The 17,077-nt window shown below is 49.4% G+C and carries 13 protein-coding genes; 12 read left to right on the plus strand and 1 reads right to left on the minus strand.

What is annotated here, in order from left to right:
- Nucleotides 1-661 precede the first annotated feature (661 nt).
- The 7 genes from rimP to sufD all read left to right on the plus strand — a co-directional run bounded on the left by rimP (nt 662) and on the right by sufD (nt 9,679).
- Nucleotides 662-1,120 (plus strand): ribosome assembly cofactor RimP, encoded by a 459-nt coding sequence (rimP, locus tag F452_RS0103135; protein ID WP_018964794.1) that lies wholly within the window; start codon nt 662-664, stop codon nt 1,118-1,120.
- 46 nt (nt 1,121-1,166) lie between these two features.
- Nucleotides 1,167-2,510, plus strand: a complete 1,344-nt coding sequence (nusA, locus tag F452_RS0103140; RefSeq protein ID WP_018964795.1) for a transcription termination factor NusA — start codon at nt 1,167-1,169, stop codon at nt 2,508-2,510.
- A gap of 92 nt (nt 2,511-2,602) precedes the next feature.
- Complete coding sequence (gene infB, locus F452_RS0103145; RefSeq protein ID WP_026292145.1) at nt 2,603-5,536, plus strand: translation initiation factor IF-2; 2,934 nt, start codon at nt 2,603-2,605, stop codon at nt 5,534-5,536.
- Between the two features lie 24 nt (nt 5,537-5,560).
- Complete coding sequence (locus tag F452_RS0103150; protein ID WP_018964797.1) at nt 5,561-6,052, plus strand: CvpA family protein; 492 nt, start codon at nt 5,561-5,563, stop codon at nt 6,050-6,052.
- A 33-nt stretch (nt 6,053-6,085) separates the two neighbouring features.
- Complete coding sequence (gene sufB, locus F452_RS0103155; protein WP_018964798.1) at nt 6,086-7,537, plus strand: Fe-S cluster assembly protein SufB; 1,452 nt, start codon at nt 6,086-6,088, stop codon at nt 7,535-7,537.
- A gap of 39 nt (nt 7,538-7,576) precedes the next feature.
- Nucleotides 7,577-8,329: a Fe-S cluster assembly ATPase SufC gene (gene sufC, locus F452_RS0103160; RefSeq protein WP_004583906.1), complete on the plus strand. Its 753-nt coding sequence runs from the start codon at nt 7,577-7,579 to the stop codon at nt 8,327-8,329.
- Nucleotides 8,330-8,335: 6 nt separating this feature from the next.
- Nucleotides 8,336-9,679, plus strand: coding sequence for a Fe-S cluster assembly protein SufD (sufD, locus tag F452_RS0103165; protein WP_018964799.1), 1,344 nt, complete (start codon nt 8,336-8,338; stop codon nt 9,677-9,679).
- A gap of 379 nt (nt 9,680-10,058) precedes the next feature.
- On the opposite strand, the gene F452_RS11890 is transcribed toward sufD, so the two are convergent.
- On the minus strand, nt 10,059-10,244 hold the full coding sequence (locus F452_RS11890; protein WP_155259035.1) for a DUF1661 domain-containing protein: 186 nt from the start codon (nt 10,242-10,244) through the stop codon (nt 10,059-10,061).
- 531 nt (nt 10,245-10,775) lie between these two features.
- Between F452_RS11890 and tyrS the strand changes: the two genes are divergently transcribed.
- The 5 genes from tyrS (at nt 10,776) to F452_RS0103190 (ending at nt 17,075) form a co-directional block, all read left to right on the plus strand.
- A complete protein-coding gene (gene tyrS / locus F452_RS0103170; RefSeq protein WP_018964800.1) occupies nt 10,776-12,068 on the plus strand; it encodes a tyrosine--tRNA ligase in 1,293 nt (430 codons plus the stop codon).
- A gap of 19 nt (nt 12,069-12,087) precedes the next feature.
- A complete protein-coding gene (locus F452_RS0103175) occupies nt 12,088-13,155 on the plus strand; it encodes a glycosyltransferase family 2 protein (RefSeq protein ID WP_018964801.1) in 1,068 nt (355 codons plus the stop codon).
- A gap of 230 nt (nt 13,156-13,385) precedes the next feature.
- Complete coding sequence (gene argS, locus F452_RS0103180; RefSeq protein WP_018964802.1) at nt 13,386-15,179, plus strand: arginine--tRNA ligase; 1,794 nt, start codon at nt 13,386-13,388, stop codon at nt 15,177-15,179.
- Nucleotides 15,180-15,183: 4 nt separating this feature from the next.
- Complete coding sequence (gene mnmA, locus F452_RS0103185) at nt 15,184-16,269, plus strand: tRNA 2-thiouridine(34) synthase MnmA (protein WP_018964803.1); 1,086 nt, start codon at nt 15,184-15,186, stop codon at nt 16,267-16,269.
- Between the two features lie 41 nt (nt 16,270-16,310).
- Nucleotides 16,311-17,075: an exodeoxyribonuclease III gene (locus F452_RS0103190; RefSeq protein WP_018964804.1), complete on the plus strand. Its 765-nt coding sequence runs from the start codon at nt 16,311-16,313 to the stop codon at nt 17,073-17,075.
- Nucleotides 17,076-17,077 lie beyond the last annotated feature (2 nt).

Here is a 17,077-nt window from a genome sequence, read left to right on the forward strand (position 1 = left end):
CACCGGAGTCTGAAAATCCCTTACTGGCAAGGATCGAACATTGGCCGGAGATTGCCCCCGAGCTATACCGAAGAATGAATGTCAGACAAAAAGCTAACTTTGCTCGTGTCAACCGAAATTAGACCTAAGGGTAAAGGCTGTCAACCTAAAGTAGAATTATAGAAAGAACTGGTAAACCAATTGTAGAACTATCCCGCCCAACTGTCAACTTTTTTCAGTACACGTCAATTGCTTATCGGAGAGGACGCGTCGGCTTGTTTTTGGCACCGCAAAACGGAGAATTGCCGAGCCTGAAATCTCAGAAACTCGAACGAAAAGAAAATTTTTTACAGGCGAGATTTTTTTGCTTTTGGTCTAACTTCTGATCTTTTTTCGCGCCATGTTTTTCAGCTCCATAAGCAGGCATTTTTCTGCACCGCAATTATAGGAAAGCGGGTTTCGCTCGTCTACCCAAAAAGTTTTCGACAGTGAAGGCTACAGCACGCATCTGCCCACGCTATATATAAATAGGTGTACGATGCTGAAAAATAGCAAAGACAAGCTATTTGTTCCATAGTAAAAAAAGATTACCTTTGCAGCTGTTACGGATGGATGGAGGAGGCGACCCGATCAAGGTTCCTCCTTTTTGTTTATCCCAATGTCTAAGTAAGTACAGAGCGAGATGATAGACAGAGAACAAATCGTTCGGATCGTTTCGGACTATCTGTCCATAGGGGAGACTTTCCTCGTGGAGGTGGCGATACATCCGGGCAACAGAATCGTCGTAGAGCTGGATAGCGCACGAGGGGTCTGCATAGATGAGTGCGTAGCACTGAGTCGGCACATCGAATCCCAAGTGGATCGGGATATAGAAGACTACGAACTGGAAGTAGGCTCGGCCGGACTGACGTCTCCTCTGAAAGTGATGCGCCAGTGGGAGAACTGCATCGATAGCGAGCTGTCTGTACTGCTGACCAATGGGATGAAGGAGACCGGTCGCCTTGTTGCTGTCACTCCCGAAGCAATCAAGCTGGAGGTGGTGCGCATGGTGAAGCCGGAAGGAGCCAAGCGCAAAAAGCCTGAAACTCAAGAGCTGACAATAGTCATGGCCGACATCAAACAGGCCGTGCGCGTCATATAAGAAATAATAAAAAAGAATCAAGAGAATACACCATAAAGAGAGTCCTATGGCCAAGAAGCAAGAGACGATCAGCATGATAGAATCGCTGGCAGAATTCAAAGAGCTGAAAAACATTGATAAAGAGACGATGATCAACGTCCTGGAGGATTCCTTCCGGAATGTTCTGGCAAAAATCTTCGGATCGGACGACAACTTCGACGTAATCATCAATCCCGAGAAAGGCGACTTCGAAATATGGCGCACCCGTCAGGTAGTAGAAGACGGTGCCGTAGAGGACGAAAGCCGCGAGGTGTCTCTGTCGGATGCTCACGAGATCGACCCCGAGGCGGAGGTCGGGGAGGAAGTAACGGACTCCGTGAATTTCGCTTCCTTCGGTCGCCGTGCCATTCTCAATCTTCGCCAAGCTCTCTCCAGCAAAATTATGGAGCTTCAGAAGGAAAACCTGTTCAATACATTCACGGAACGTATCGGGCAGCTCATTTCGGCTGAAGTATATCAGGTATGGAAGCGCGAGGCTCTGCTTATTGACGACGATGGCAACGAACTCCTGATGCCGAAGAGCGAACAGATCCCAAGCGACTTTTTCCGCAAAGGTGAGACCGTTCATGCCGTTGTGGAGCGCGTGGAGAATACCAATAACAATCCCAAGATCATCGTATCGCGTACAAGCGGAGAGTTCCTCAAGAGGCTTTTCGAGCTGAATGTGCCGGAGATTGCCGATGGTCTGATCACCATCCGCTGCGTAGCCCGCATCCCGGGAGAGAGAGCCAAGATGGCCGTAGAGTCTTACGACGATCGTATCGACCCCGTAGGAGCCTGTGTGGGTATGAACGGTTCGCGCATACGAGGCATCGTACGCGAACTGAGAGGCGAGAATATCGACGTTACGCAGTACACGACGAACACCGCCCTCTTCATCCAGCGAGCACTCAGTCCGGCACGTATATCTTCGATTCGCCTGCTCGAAGCAGAGCATAAGGCCGAAGTATTCCTGCGTCCCGAAGAAGTGCCTTTGGCCATCGGTAAGAATGCTTCGAACATCAAGCTGGCATCGGGGCTGACGGGTTATCAGATCGAAGTGTTCCGCGACATAGACGATATGGACGAAGAGGACATCTATCTGGACGAATTCAACGACGAGATCGACCAGTGGATCATCGACATATTCAAGAATATCGGCTGCAACACGGCCAAGAGCGTACTCAACAAGAATAGGGAAGATCTGATCAAGGAGACGGATTTGGAAGACTCCACGATAGACTATGTACTCGGAGTCCTGAGTGCCGAATTTGCCGATGAGGATCAGGTGACTGATGACCAAGGTGCTGATTCGGACGATTTGGACGATATGGACAATTTCTCTGCGGAAGACGACCTGAAGCAAGAGTAAGAAGAACAAAAGCGATCTCCTCCCCATCCCTCATCTCATAGTACAATCCTCACAAAAGTGCAGCATAAATCACAGAAGAAGAAAAGGTTAGTATGTCAATAAAATTATTCAGCTTAGCTAAAGAGTTAAATGTAGGAGTAGGCTCCCTCGCCGGCTTTCTTCGGAAAAAAGGCTTCGATGTGGAGGACAACAATCCCAATGTTCGCATTGAGAATGAAGAGTTCGATCTGCTGCTGACCGAATTTGGCAAGTCGCTGCCCAAGGGTGAGACCGAGCGCATTCGCAAGAAATTCGTCAAGCAAAAGCAAGGTGCTCCTGCATCTGCTCCGTCCGCCAAAGAGGAAACCGCGGGGACGGCAGCGAAAGAAGCTCAGGTAATAGCTACGGAAGTACCCCAGGACATGCGACCTCGCTTCACGATCAAAGGGAAAGTAGAGACCGAAAAGCCGGCTGCACCGGCTCCTTCGCCCAAGGGCAAGGAGCCTGACATCGTGCGTGAGGACAAACCCGCCAAAGAAACTGCACCTGTAAAAGAGGAAACAAAGGTCGTTCCCGTCAAGGAAGATAAGCCCAAGGAAGAAAAACCGAAGCAAGAAGAGCCTAAACGGGAAGAACCCAAACGGGAAGAACCTGTACAGGTAGTTCCTGTAACCAAGCCGGTCGAAAAACCTGCGGAGAAACCACAGCAGCCGGTCGTGACACAGAAACCTCAAGAAGCCGAAACTCCTCCTGCTCAAGAGATGGAGAAAAAAGAAGACACCGAAGAGGTTTTCCGCCTCAAAACCAATACGCAGGAGCCTCAAGTAAAGGTAGTCGGAAAGATAGACCTCTCTTCGATCAATTCATCCACACGTCCCAAAAAGAAGACGAAGGAAGATCGCCAGCGTGAGCAGAACGATGCCGATGGCAAGAAGAAACGCAAGCGCATCAACAAAGCTGCCGTAGATGTCAAGAAAGAGGCGGCAAAGGTGAGTGGGGAGCAGGGCAAACGTAATGCCGGAGGAGGAAGCCATCCGTCCGGCAATAAGAACAACCGTCCGACTCAGCAGCAGTCCAATGCTTCAGGAGGTCGCAAGAACAACAAGCGTCAGTCTATCCCTCCCAAGGTGGAGATCTCGGACGAAGATGTACAGAGACAAGTAAAAGAGACGCTGGCACGCCTCACGACGAAAAAGACAAGTACCACGCTCGGGCGTGGAGCCAAATACAGGAAGGACAAGCGTGATGCGGCTTCTCGCGCAGCTCAGGATGCCATGGAGCTGAACAGCGAAGAGCAGCACACACTGAAGCTGACCGAATTCGTTACCGTAAGCGACCTGTCCAATATGATGGACGTCCCCGTGAACGAAGTCATCGCCACCTGTATGAGTATCGGCATGATGGTGGGGATCAATCAGCGTCTCGATGCCGAAACGATCAATATCGTAGCCGAAGAATTTGGCTTCAAGACGGAGTTCGTCAGCGCGGATTTGGTAGAAGCCATTGCTCCCGAAGAGGATAATGAGGAAGACCTCGTAGCCCGTCCTCCGATCGTTACGGTCATGGGACACGTAGACCACGGTAAAACTTCATTACTGGACCGCATTAGGAATACGAATGTGATCGAAGGGGAAGCAGGGGGTATCACCCAGCACATCGGAGCCTATGGTCTGAAACTTCCCAGCGGCCGCCGTATTACATTTTTGGATACGCCGGGACACGAGGCCTTTACGGCTATGCGTGCCCGTGGTGCGAAGATTACGGATATTGCCATCATTATCGTTGCTGCTGACGACGATGTGATGCCACAGACTGTCGAAGCCATCAATCATGCTTCGGCGGCAGGTGTACCGATGGTATTTGCCATCAATAAGATAGACAAACCGGCTGCCAATCCGGAGAGGATCAAAGAGCAGCTTGCAAACATGAACTACCTCGTTGAGGACTGGGGTGGCAAATATCAAAGTCAGGAGATCTCGGCCAAGAAAGGCCTCAATATCACCGAATTGCTGGAGAAGGTTTTGCTCGAAGCAGACATTTTGGAGCTGAAAGCCAATCCGAACCGCCGTGCCATTGGCTCCGTCATCGAATCTTCTCTGGACAAGGGAAGGGGTTATGTCTCTACCGTCATGGTACAGAACGGTACGCTCAATATGGGCGATGTGGTGCTGGCCGGTACCTGCCACGGACGTATCAAAGCCATGTTCAACGAACGGAATCAGCGCGTGAAGCAAGCGGGACCGTCCGAACCGGTGCTTATCCTCGGTCTGAACGGTGCACCGGCTGCCGGTGATACTTTCAATGTATTGGAGACGGAGCAGGAGGCTCGCGAAATAGCTAACCGCCGAGAGCAACTCCAACGCGAGCAGGGACTGCGTACGCACAAGATACTCACGCTCGAAGACATCAGCCGTCGCCGTGCGATAGGCAACTTCCAAGAGCTTAATCTGATCGTCAAAGGTGACGTGGACGGCTCGGTAGAAGCCTTGTCCGATTCGCTCATTCGCCTCTCTACAGAGGAAATCCAAGTCAATGTCATCCACAAAGCAGTGGGACAGATTTCCGAGTCGGATGTGGTGCTTGCAGCTGCTTCATCTGCCATTATCATCGGATTCCAGGTTCGTCCCAGCGTAGCTGCTCGCAAGCAAGCGGAAACCGATGGCGTAGAGATCCGTACCTATTCTATTATCTACGACACGATCGAAGACATCAAGTCTGCCATGGAGGGTATGCTTTCGCCTGAGATCCGCGAGGAGGTCACCGGCTCTCTGGAAGTATTGCAGACCTTTAAGATCAGTAAGGTCGGTACGATCGCCGGCTGTATGGTCAAGGAAGGTAAGGTCAAGCGAACAAGCAAGGTTCGTCTCATACGCGACGGTATAGTGATCCACACCGGAGAGCTTGGCTCTCTGAAACGATTCAAGGACGATGCCAAGGAAGTGGTAGCCGGACTCGAATGTGGTCTTAATCTGGCTCACTCGAACGACATCCAAGATGGTGATATAATCGAAGCTTTCGACGAGATCGAAATCAAGAAGACTCTCTAAAATCGAACCGACGGGGTACCACCCATGAACGCGATCGATTTAGCCATACTGATAATAATGGCGATAGGATTACTGAAAGGCCTGTTTGATGGTATCATCAAACAGGCAGTTTCGCTTATAACCATAGTCGTTGCCACGTATGGCTGCACCTTATTAGCCGTTCCCATAGAGACGTGGATCGGGCCCTTTTTCGGCCTTTCTCGAGGCGTGGCTCATACTTTTGCTTTGATCATTGGGTTTCTGGCTATTTTGATTATCATCCCGATGGTCGGCAATAAGGTCTCGAAAATCGTTGGCAAGACTCCTATCGGCTTTCTCAATCACTTGGCCGGCGGAATAGTCGGGATAGGTATAGCAGCTATTCTGATGAGCTATCTTTTTCTGATTGCCGACAATGTCTTTTCAAGAGATGGAACAGACAGCGACAATCCGTCCCTCCGCAATACTTCGATACTGTACGACCATGTAAAAAACATAGTCCCAACCTTTAGCCCCCATCGGCTGTTTATGAATTGAAATCCGTAAAGAGCTTACTCAGAGACTTCAAATATGCAAGAGAACAATAACAATAATATATTGGATGAGGTTACAGGCAGTGAATATAAATACGGCTTCGTAACCGACATCGAAACAGAAACTATAGGACGCGGGCTTTCCGAAGACACTGTCCGTCTCATATCTGCGAAGAAGGAAGAGCCGGAGTGGCTTCTCGAATTCCGCCTGAATGCCTATAGACACTGGCTCACCATGAAAGAGCCCGACTGGGCACACCTCAATATCCCACCGATAGACTACCAAGATATTATCTATTACGCCGCTCCGAAAAAGAAAAAGGGTCCCAAGAGTCTGGACGAAGTGGATCCCGAACTACTGAAGACATTCGACAAGCTCGGCATTCCGCTCGAAGAGCAGAAGATTTTGAGCGGAATGGCTGTGGATGCAGTGATGGACAGCGTATCGGTGAAAACAACTTTCAAAGAAAAACTGGCAGAGAAAGGAATCATCTTCTGTTCTTTCAGCGAGGCCGTGAAGGATTTCCCCGATTTGGTCAAGAAATATCTGGGTACGGTCGTTAGCAGTAAGGACAACTTCTTTGCAGCTCTCAACTCTGCCGTATTTAGCGACGGCTCCTTTGTGTATATCCCCAAAGGCGTCAGATGTCCGATGGAGCTTTCTACCTATTTCCGAATCAATGCAGCCAATACAGGGCAGTTCGAACGAACGCTGATCGTTGCCGATGAGGATTCTTATGTGAGCTATCTTGAAGGCTGTACGGCTCCCCAGCGAGATGAAAATCAACTTCATGCTGCAATCGTGGAGATCATTGCCGAGACCAATGCGGAAGTCAAGTATTCTACGGTACAGAATTGGTATCCCGGCGACAAAGAAGGCAAGGGCGGTATCTACAACTTCGTCACAAAGCGAGGTGTCTGCAAAGGCGATAATTCCAAAATATCCTGGACACAGGTCGAGACAGGTTCTGCCATCACATGGAAATATCCCAGTTGTGTCCTGCGTGGCGACAATTCGATAGCGGAATTTTACTCCGTAGCTGTTACCAATAATTTCCAGCAGGCAGATACGGGAACGAAGATGATCCATCTTGGCAAAAACACTCGCAGTCGCATCGTGTCGAAAGGTATATCGGCCGGTTCCAGCCAGAACAGCTACCGCGGATTGGTCAAGATCTCCAAGAATGCGGTCAATGCCCGTAACCATTCGCAATGCGACAGCTTGCTCCTTAGCGACCATTGTGGCGCACATACATATCCTTATGCAGATGTCCAAAACGACACGGCTATCATCGAGCATGAGGCTACGACATCCAAGATCAGCGAAGAGCAGATATTCTACTGCAATCAGAGAGGAATCGGTACGGAAGAGGCCGTGGGACTGATCGTCAATGGTTATGCCAAAGAGGTAATGAACAAGCTGCCTATGGAGTTTGCCGTAGAGGCACAGAAACTACTTAGTATCTCTCTGGAAGGATCGGTCGGATAGAGATCTCTGCAATCATTTCAAAATAAAAAACACTCAAGTATGCTTAAGATAAAGAACCTCCACGCCACAGTACAGGGCAAAGAGATATTGAAAGGGATCGATCTGGAGATCAATGCCGGAGAGATTCATGCCATCATGGGGCCTAACGGATCAGGAAAAAGTACGCTCTCTTCCGTTTTGGTGGGACATCCCTCTTTTGAAGTCACGGAAGGAGAGGTGACATTCAATGGAATCGATCTGCTCGAACTCGAACCGGAAGAACGTGCACACCTCGGACTCTTTCTCAGCTTCCAATATCCGGTTGAGATCCCGGGCGTCAGTATGGTGAATTTCATGAGGGCAGCTGTCAATGAACACAGGAAAGCGATCGGAGCAGAACCCGTATCGGCAAGCGACTTCCTCAAGATGATGCGCGAAAAACGTGCTATTGTGGAGCTGGACAACAAATTGGCCAGCCGTTCTGTGAACGAAGGCTTCTCCGGTGGAGAAAAAAAGAGAAACGAAATCTTCCAAATGGCTATGCTCGAACCCAAACTGGCTATTTTGGACGAAACCGATAGCGGACTCGACATCGATGCTCTCCGCATCGTAGCCGGTGGGGTGAACCGACTCCGCTCTCCGGAGAATGCTGCTATTGTAATCACCCACTACCAGCGTTTGCTCGAGTATATCAAGCCGGACTTCGTACACGTCCTTTACAAGGGGCGCATCGTCAAGTCGGGAGGAGCCGAACTGGCTCTCACGCTCGAAGAAAAAGGCTACGACTGGATCAAGGAAGAGATAGGAGAATAATCGGATATGAAGGTAGAAGAACAATATCTGCAACTCTTCCGAGAGAATCGCGAAGCAATAGACAGCCACTCTCCCCGAGTGCTCAATGAGCAACGGGAGAAGGCGTCAGTGGCTTTCGCCTCGAAGGGGTTGCCTCGGTATGGCACCGAGAACTATCAGCGTACCGATTTGTCTGAACTATTCGGTTATGACTACGGAGTAAACCTGAATCGTGTCAATTTCCCAATCAGACAGAAAGAAGCTTTTCATTGTACGTTGCCGGATTTGGACACGGACCTTTGCTACATTGTCAATGATGCGTACGACAACGAATGGAGTCGCGTATCCGAGCTGCCGGAAGGAGCATTTGTCGGCAGTCTGAGCGATTTTGCCCTCAACCATCCGGAGATAGCAGCTCGTTATTATGCTCAAGCCGCTGCACCTGATCACGATGGCATCATTGCTTTCAACACGATGTTTGCTCAAGATGGATTCGTCATATATCTCCCGGATGGTGCTGTACTGAAGAATCCGATCCAGCTCGTACAACTGCTCAGAGCCGACATGGAGATCCTCGCTAATCGTCGGTTGCTCATCGTCCTGGGCAAAGATGCCGAAGCCTCTCTGCTGATATGCGAACACACGCTGGATACACATTCTTTCCTCGTAACGGAAGTTGTAGAGATATTCGCTGCGGAGAACAGTCGATTTGCCTTGTACGATCTTGAAGAAAGCAGCAAAAACACCAAGCGTATAGCTTCAGTCCATATACGTCAAGCTGAGAATTCGAATGTGACGATCAACTGCATGACGATTCACAACGGTCTGACACGCAACAACTACTACTGCCATCTTGAAGGGGAAGGGGCTGATCTGACCTTGGGTGGAATGGCCATTGCCGAAGGGAAACAGCATGTCGATAACTACAGCAGGATAGAGCACCTCGTTCCCAACTGCCAAAGCAACGAACTCTTCAAATACGTTCTCAGCCGGCAGGCGCAGGGAGCTTTCTCCGGACGAATCTATGTGGCGAAAGGGGCACAAAAAACGGCAGCTTATCAGAACAATCGTAACCTCCTTCTGGATGATACGGCTCGCATGTACTCCAAGCCGCAGTTGGAGATCTATGCCGATGATGTGAAGTGTTCGCATGGTATGACTACGGGGCAGCTGGACGACGACGCTCTCTTCTATCTGCGTCAGCGCGGCATTCCTCTGGCTGAAGCCAAGACTATGCTTAGCGTGGCCTTTACCGATGATGTAGTCAAGCTGGTTCATATCGAGCAACTTCGTGAACGTCTGCGCGACATTATCGAACATCGGTTCCGCGGAGGCTGCATGCGGTGCGGCTCCTGCAATATCTGCTACTAAAAATACTTTTGTCTCGTCCTACAAAAGCTTTACAGCTATTAGGACAAGAATAAATTTTTCCCTGATCCATCAGCAGGCCCGACCTTGCTGATGGATTTGTTTTTTCGGAGGGGAGGTCGAGCTACGCCCTACAGCTACTTGACCCACGCCGTAGAGCGTACCGAGCTACGCTCTACGGCTCTTCGAGCTACGCTGTAGAGTCTGTCGCGCCGGGCCCTACGGCTCGGCTCGCTACGCCGTAGAGCATACTTCGCTGAGCCCTACAGCGTAGCTCGAAGAGCTGTACGGGATAGCTCATCATCCTCTACGGAATACCGCTATAATCCTTGTGGTATAGTTAGTCGTCAGTTCGATCCAGCCCCGACTTCCCTATTTGCACTTAGATCGAACTGACATCTCTGATCTTAATGCGGTAAAATCTGTCACTTCGATAAATTACGAACCGAAAATGCCCGGATTGTGGTCTGCGAATCCTGAGAAAACGGCGCGAGAATTTTTTCGCTTTGGCGCGTAAAAATTTTCCCTCCCGAGCCAAAACGTAAAAAATTACGCGCCACACTTTCATGGCTGTAAAGCCGGCAATTTTTGGAGCCTAAACCATCGCAGGGGGAGGGCGTAGCGATGTGTACTTTCTCGGACTTCCGAGTACGGGTTCAGGCACTGTATTGAGCCGGTTGCCCCGGTGTCTCAGGTATTGGTTGTCTTAGGGCGAAAACGCCGATTGCAGGGCATTAAGTCACCCCGGCTCTTAACAGTCGGCATAACCTATACCAACCGATCGAAACCTCTCTTCGAAGCATGGCTCGCAGAGAAAGAATAACTCTCTAAAGCCGGCTTTCGGCCGGTTCCCTCTGCTCCTGAGGTACAGATAATAATGGACTATACTCGTATTGAATGTCAGTTCGATCTAAGTGCAAATAGGGAACTTGGGGCTGGATCGAACTGACGTTATCGTTCAGGCAATAAGGTTTGCGACATCCTCGTTTGGTTTAGGAATGGCAATATATGCATTATGCTTACCTTTGCTCGTCAAGGAGCCGCAACCGCATGGCTGTAGGCTTCGGATGCATTTCCAAAATACACATACGACAAACAAATGAACTTTGTAGAAGAACTGCGTTGGCGGGGTATGATCCACGATATTATGCCCGGTACAGAGGAACACTTGAACAAAGGTATGACGTCGGCATACGTCGGCATTGACCCTACGGCTGATTCGTTGCACATCGGGCACCTCGTGGGTGTGATGATGCTGCGCCATTTCCAGCGTGCCGGCCATCGGCCCATCGCTCTTATAGGTGGTGCTACGGGAATGATAGGGGATCCTTCGATGAAGTCGGCCGAACGAGTTCTCTTGGACGAAGCCACTCTTCGGCATAATCAGGACTGCATCAAGCAGCAACTGGCCAAGTTCCTCGATTTCGATAGCGATGCACCCAATGCCGCGAAGCTCGTGAACAATTACGATTGGATGAAGGACTATTCTTTCCTCGGTTTCATTCGGGACATCGGCAAGCATATTACCGTCAATTATATGATGGCAAAGGATTCTGTGAAGAAACGCCTTAGTGCCGAGAGCAGCACCGGTCTGTCCTTTACGGAATTCTCCTACCAGCTTCTGCAGGGCTACGACTATCTCTATCTATATCGGAATGAGGACTGCCGCTTGCAGATGGGTGGTTCGGACCAGTGGGGTAACATTACCACCGGAACGGAGCTTATCAGACGCAAGGACGGAGGAGAGGCCTTCGCCCTTACTTGTCCGCTTATTACCAAAGCCGACGGTGGCAAGTTTGGAAAAACGGAGAGCGGCAACATCTGGCTGGATCCTGCCAGAACTTCTCCTTATGCCTTCTACCAGTTCTGGCTCAATGTGAGCGATGCCGATGCCGAAAAGTATATCAAAATCTTCACGGGACTGAATCAGGACGAGATAGCAGAACTGGCAAATCGTCAGGCCGAGGCTCCGCATCTACGCCCCTTGCAGAAGAGATTGGCAGAAGAGATCACCGTCATGGTACACAGTCGTGAAGCCTATGATGCTGCTGTCGAAGCCAGTGAGATCCTCTTTGGCAAGAGTACTACAGAGCAATTGCGCAAGCTTGACGAGGCCACTCTCCTCGATGTCTTTGCCGGTGTGCCGCAGTATCATGTGGAGCGCAGCAGGATAGCCACGGGAATTTCATTGGTCGATTTGCTGGCCGATGCTACCGATATATTCCCGTCCAAAGGTGAATTGCGCAAGACGGTGAAAGCCGGCGGAGTGAGCCTGAACAAAGAGAAAGTAGCCGATGCGGAACAGACGGTAGGGGAGGGCGACCTCTTGTCCGACCGCTATCTGCTGGCGCAAAAAGGCAAGAAAAGCTATTATCTGATCATCGTGGACTGAATACACGGATAGCGCATTCATGAAACTATCCATCGTTATTGTCAATTATCGTGTTCCGTATTTCTTGGAACAGTGCCTTCTTTCCGTACGAAAGTCTGCCCAAGGGATCGATACGGAGGTATGGGTCGTAGACAATAATTCGGGGGATGGTTCGGTAGAGTATCTTCAAGGTCGTTTTCCCGAAGTTCATTTTGTGGCCAACGAAGAGAATGTAGGCTTCTCTCGTGCCAACAATCAGGCTATCCGTCTCAGCAAGGGGCAATATGTGCTCTTGCTCAATCCCGATACCCTTATCGGAGAAAGTACACTGCGTACTGTGGTGGACTTTATGGATTCGAAGCCTAATGCAGGCGGACTGGGCGTAAAGATGCTCAATGGTCATGGCCGCTTTTTGCCTGAGAGCAAGCGCGGATTTCCTTCTCCATGGGTGTCCTTCTGTAAGTTGTCCGGGCTTAACCGACTCTTTCCGCATTCGTCTCGTTTCAATCGCTATCACCTCAGTTATCTCAGCCGTGACGAGGTGCACAAAGTAGAGGTGCTGTCCGGTGCTTTTATGCTGATGCGTCGGGAGGCATTGGATAAGGTCGGCTTGCTCGACGAGCGTTTTTTTATGTATGGCGAGGATATCGACCTCTCTTATCGCTTGATATTGGGCGGATACGACAACTATTACTATCCGACTCCTATTCTTCATTACAAAGGAGAGAGTTCGTCAGTCACCGATGTTAAATATCTTCGTTCGTTCTATGGGGCGATGGGTTTGTTTTTCGATAAATACTATAGAAACAAGATGAACCCACTGCTTCATGGACTGATCAATGTCGTCATCAAAGCGCGTACAGCCCTTGCCTTGATGCTTCGCGGTCTGAGGAAGACTCCGGTGGCAGAGAAGCCTGCCAAAATATTCTATTGGCATCCTTCTGAGGGAGAGGCTGCTATATCTGCCTATCACGACCGCAGCCATATCCTGATCAATACTGATGAGGTGACTTGCGATCGCCTCCTTCTGACCATGGAGAAGTTGGCCGATAGGAAGCACACCTTTCATCTGACGAATGATACTACAAAAAGGGTGATTTCACCTTGACAGATATCCCTCCGAAGAGGGAAATCCCAACTGTTTTGAAAGAAAGAGGTTGTGTGTGATCGTATTCGGATCACCCCATGGCTGTATTTGCCTTTATTCTTTACCTCTTCGGATGCGCTTTTGGCTTTGTGATCAGTCTGACCTTCTCTTAACTTGGAAGGCAATAAAAAGCCTACCTTTGTGTATATTTAGATTAAACGGAAAAAACAGATAACGACAATTAGAAATATATGTCCATCCTGCAAAAATTGGAGAATAGTGCTGCAGCAGCAGTGAAAGCCCTTTACGGAACAGATCCTATGGAAGGGCAGATTCAATTACAAAAGACCAAGCGCGAATTCAAAGGACACCTGACTTTGGTGGTTTTCCCTTTTGTCAAGATGTCTCGAAAAAGTCCCGAAGCGACTGCCACGGAAATAGGAGAATGGTTGCTTGCAAACGAGTCGGCAGTATCTGCCATCGAAGTGGTAAAGGGCTTTCTCAATCTGACCATTGCTCCGAGGGTGTGGTTGGAGTTGCTGAACGAGATCCGAGCGGACATCAACTTCGGTCATAAGGTCGCTACAGAGGATAGCCCGCTGGTAATGGTGGAGTATTCATCTCCGAATACCAATAAGCCGTTACACCTTGGACACGTACGTAACAACCTATTGGGTTATAGTCTTTCCGAGATCATGAAAGCCAATGGCTATCGTGTGGTCAAGACTAATATCGTAAACGACCGAGGCATTCATATCTGTAAGTCCATGCTCGCTTGGCAAAAGTGGGGAGATGGTGTAACGCCGGAGAAGGCCGGTAAGAAAGGCGATCATCTGATCGGAGACTTCTATGTCCTTTTCGATAAGCACTACAAAGCCGAACTCAATTCCCTTATGGCTGAAGGTAAGAGCAAAGAAGAAGCCGAAGCCGCAAGCACCCTCATGGCTGAAGCTCGTGAGATGCTACGATTGTGGGAGGCAGGAGACGAAAAGGTCGTCGATCTCTGGCGTACTATGAATCAGTGGGTATACGACGGATTCGATGCCACATACAAGATGATGGGTGTAGACTTCGACAAGATATACTATGAATCCGAGACCTATCTCGTCGGTAAGGAAGAAGTGCTGAGGGGTTTGGAAGAAGGCTTGTTTGTCAAACATTCCGATGGTTCTGTATGGGCGGATCTGACAAAGGATGGCTTGGATGAAAAATTGCTTTTGCGTGCCGATGGCACATCGGTGTACATGACGCAGGATATAGGTACGGCCAAGATGCGTTTCAATGACTATCCCATCAACCGTATGATCTATGTTGTCGGCAATGAGCAGAACTATCACTTCCAAGTCCTGTCCATCCTGTTGGATCTTCTTGGCTTTGAGTTTGGCAAAGGGCTGGTACACTTCAGCTACGGTATGGTGGAGTTGCCCGAAGGGAAGATGAAAAGTCGCGAAGGTACAGTCGTTGATGCGGATGATCTGATGGATGAAATGATCAGAACAGCTGCCGAGATAGCTGCCGAAGCCGGCAAGGCGGCAGAAATGGACGAAGAGGAAGCTCGTGAGGTAGCCCGTATCGTAGGCTTGGGATCTCTCAAGTATTTCATCCTCAAAGTAGATCCGCGTAAGAACATGACTTTCAACCCGAAAGAGTCTATTGATTTCAATGGCAATACGGGTTCTTTTGTCCAGTACACTTATGCACGTATTCGTTCGCTGATGCGGCGTGCAGAGGCTGCGGGCTATGACATCCCATCTCAGCTGCCTGCGGACCTTCCCCTGAGCGAGAAGGAGGAGGCTCTGATTCAAAAAGTGAGCGAATATGCTGAGGTTGTCAGTGAAGCCGGTCGCTCTTACAGCCCTGCTCTTATAGCAAACTATATATACGATTTGGTGAAGGAGTACAACCAGTTCTATCACGACTTTTCGGTGCTCAAGGAGGAAGATGAACGTGTCCGTGCATTCCGTCTGGCTCTTTCCGAGGTTGTAGCTCTCACGATGCGGAAAGGTTTCGCTCTCCTCGGCATCGAGATGCCCGAAAGGATGTAAGCAGATGAATGTAGCAGCATTGGTGTCGGGAGGAGTGGACAGCTCCGTAGTCGTTCATCGTCTTTGTGAGGAGGGATATAAGCCTGCTATCTTCTACATCCGGATAGGAATGGAGGATAAGGATGGTTATATAGATTGTCCGGCAGAAGAGGATATAGAACTGACGACACTGATTGCTCGTCGCTATGGGTGCCCCTTTGAGGTAGTCGATCTCCACAAGGAGTATTGGGAGCGTGTGGTCAGCTATACGGTGGAAACTGTTCGCCGGGGATTGACTCCCAATCCCGATATGATGTGCAATAAGCTGATCAAATTCGGCTGTTTCGAAGAGCGTTGGGGCTACCAATTCGATCGAATCGCCACAGGACATTATGCCACAACCGATCTCCTGAATGGAAAGACTTATCTGTCTACAGCTAAAGATCCTGTCAAAGACCAAACGGATTTTTTGGCGCAGATCAACTTCGCTCAAATATCCAAACTCATGTTCCCCATTGGCCATCTATTGAAGTCCGAAGTACGTGCTATCGCCAATGCTGCCGGACTGCCGAGTGCCAAAAGAAAAGACAGTCAGGGTATTTGCTTTCTTGGAAAGATAGACTACAATGACTTCATAGAACGTTATTTGGGAAAGAAGGAAGGCCGGATAATCGAACTGGAAACAGGGAAAGTAATAGGCCGACATCAGGGTTACTGGTTTCATACGATAGGGCAACGCAAAGGGTTGGGACTCAGTGGAGGGCCTTGGTTCGTAGTCAAGAAAGATATCAAACGTAATATCATCCTCGTTAGCAGAGGGTACGACCCTGATACCCAATACGGCAAGACGATAGAGATGGAGACTTTCGACTTCATTACTGAGGATGCTTATGAAGCAGGGTATTGGAATCGGGAGGATGCTACACCCGTGACGTTCAAGATCCGGCATACACCCGAATTCACGCGCGGATTGCTTTATAAGGGCGAAAAAGGCTATCGCCTTGAGAGCGAAGATCGAATCCAGGGTATTGCTCCCGGGCAATATTGTGTGATCTACGATGAAAACCACCATCTCTGCTACGGAAGTGGTATGATCACAAAAGGGAGATAGCCTGTTTCCTAATTATTTGGATAGTGTAAACATATAGAAGAATGAAAATTATCAGTTATAATGTCAATGGCCTTCGGGCTGCGATGAAGAAAGATCTGATCGGTTGGCTTCGAGAAGAGAATCCTGATGTGCTGTGCCTGCAGGAAACCAAGATGCAGAATGACCAGTTCGAAAAAGAAGAATTTGAAGCATTGGGCTACCGCTCCTATCTTTTTTCGGCCCAAAAGAAAGGATATAGCGGTGTCGCCATCATCACAAAGCATCAGCCTGATCATATAGAATACGGTATGGGTATGGAAGAATACGATGCGGAAGGTCGTTTTATCCGTGCCGACTTCGGCGATCTTTCTGTCGTGAGCGTTTATCATCCATCCGGGACGAGTGGCGATGAGCGTCAGGCCTTCAAGATGGTATGGCTGGAGCGTTTTCAGTCCTATGTCAATGAACTCCGTAAGAGCCGCCCTAACTTGATTCTGTGTGGCGACTACAATATCTGTCACGAACCTATTGACATTCATGATCCCATCCGTAATGCCAAAAACAGCGGCTTCCTTCCGGAAGAACGCGAATGGATGAGCCGTTTCTTAGCAGACGGATATGTCGATACTTTTCGTCATACCCATCCGGAGTTAGTCCTATACTCTTGGTGGAGCTATCGCTTCCAAGCACGCAGCCGCAATAAGGGCTGGCGCATAGATTACTGTATGGTGACAAACAATCTGACCGACCGAATAAAAGGTGCCGACATATTGAATGAAGCCGTCCACTCGGATCACTGTCCGGTAGTCTTGGAAATAGCTGAATAATC

Source organism: Porphyromonas gulae DSM 15663 (assembly GCF_000378065.1).
In the GTDB taxonomy this organism is placed as follows: domain Bacteria; phylum Bacteroidota; class Bacteroidia; order Bacteroidales; family Porphyromonadaceae; genus Porphyromonas; species Porphyromonas gulae.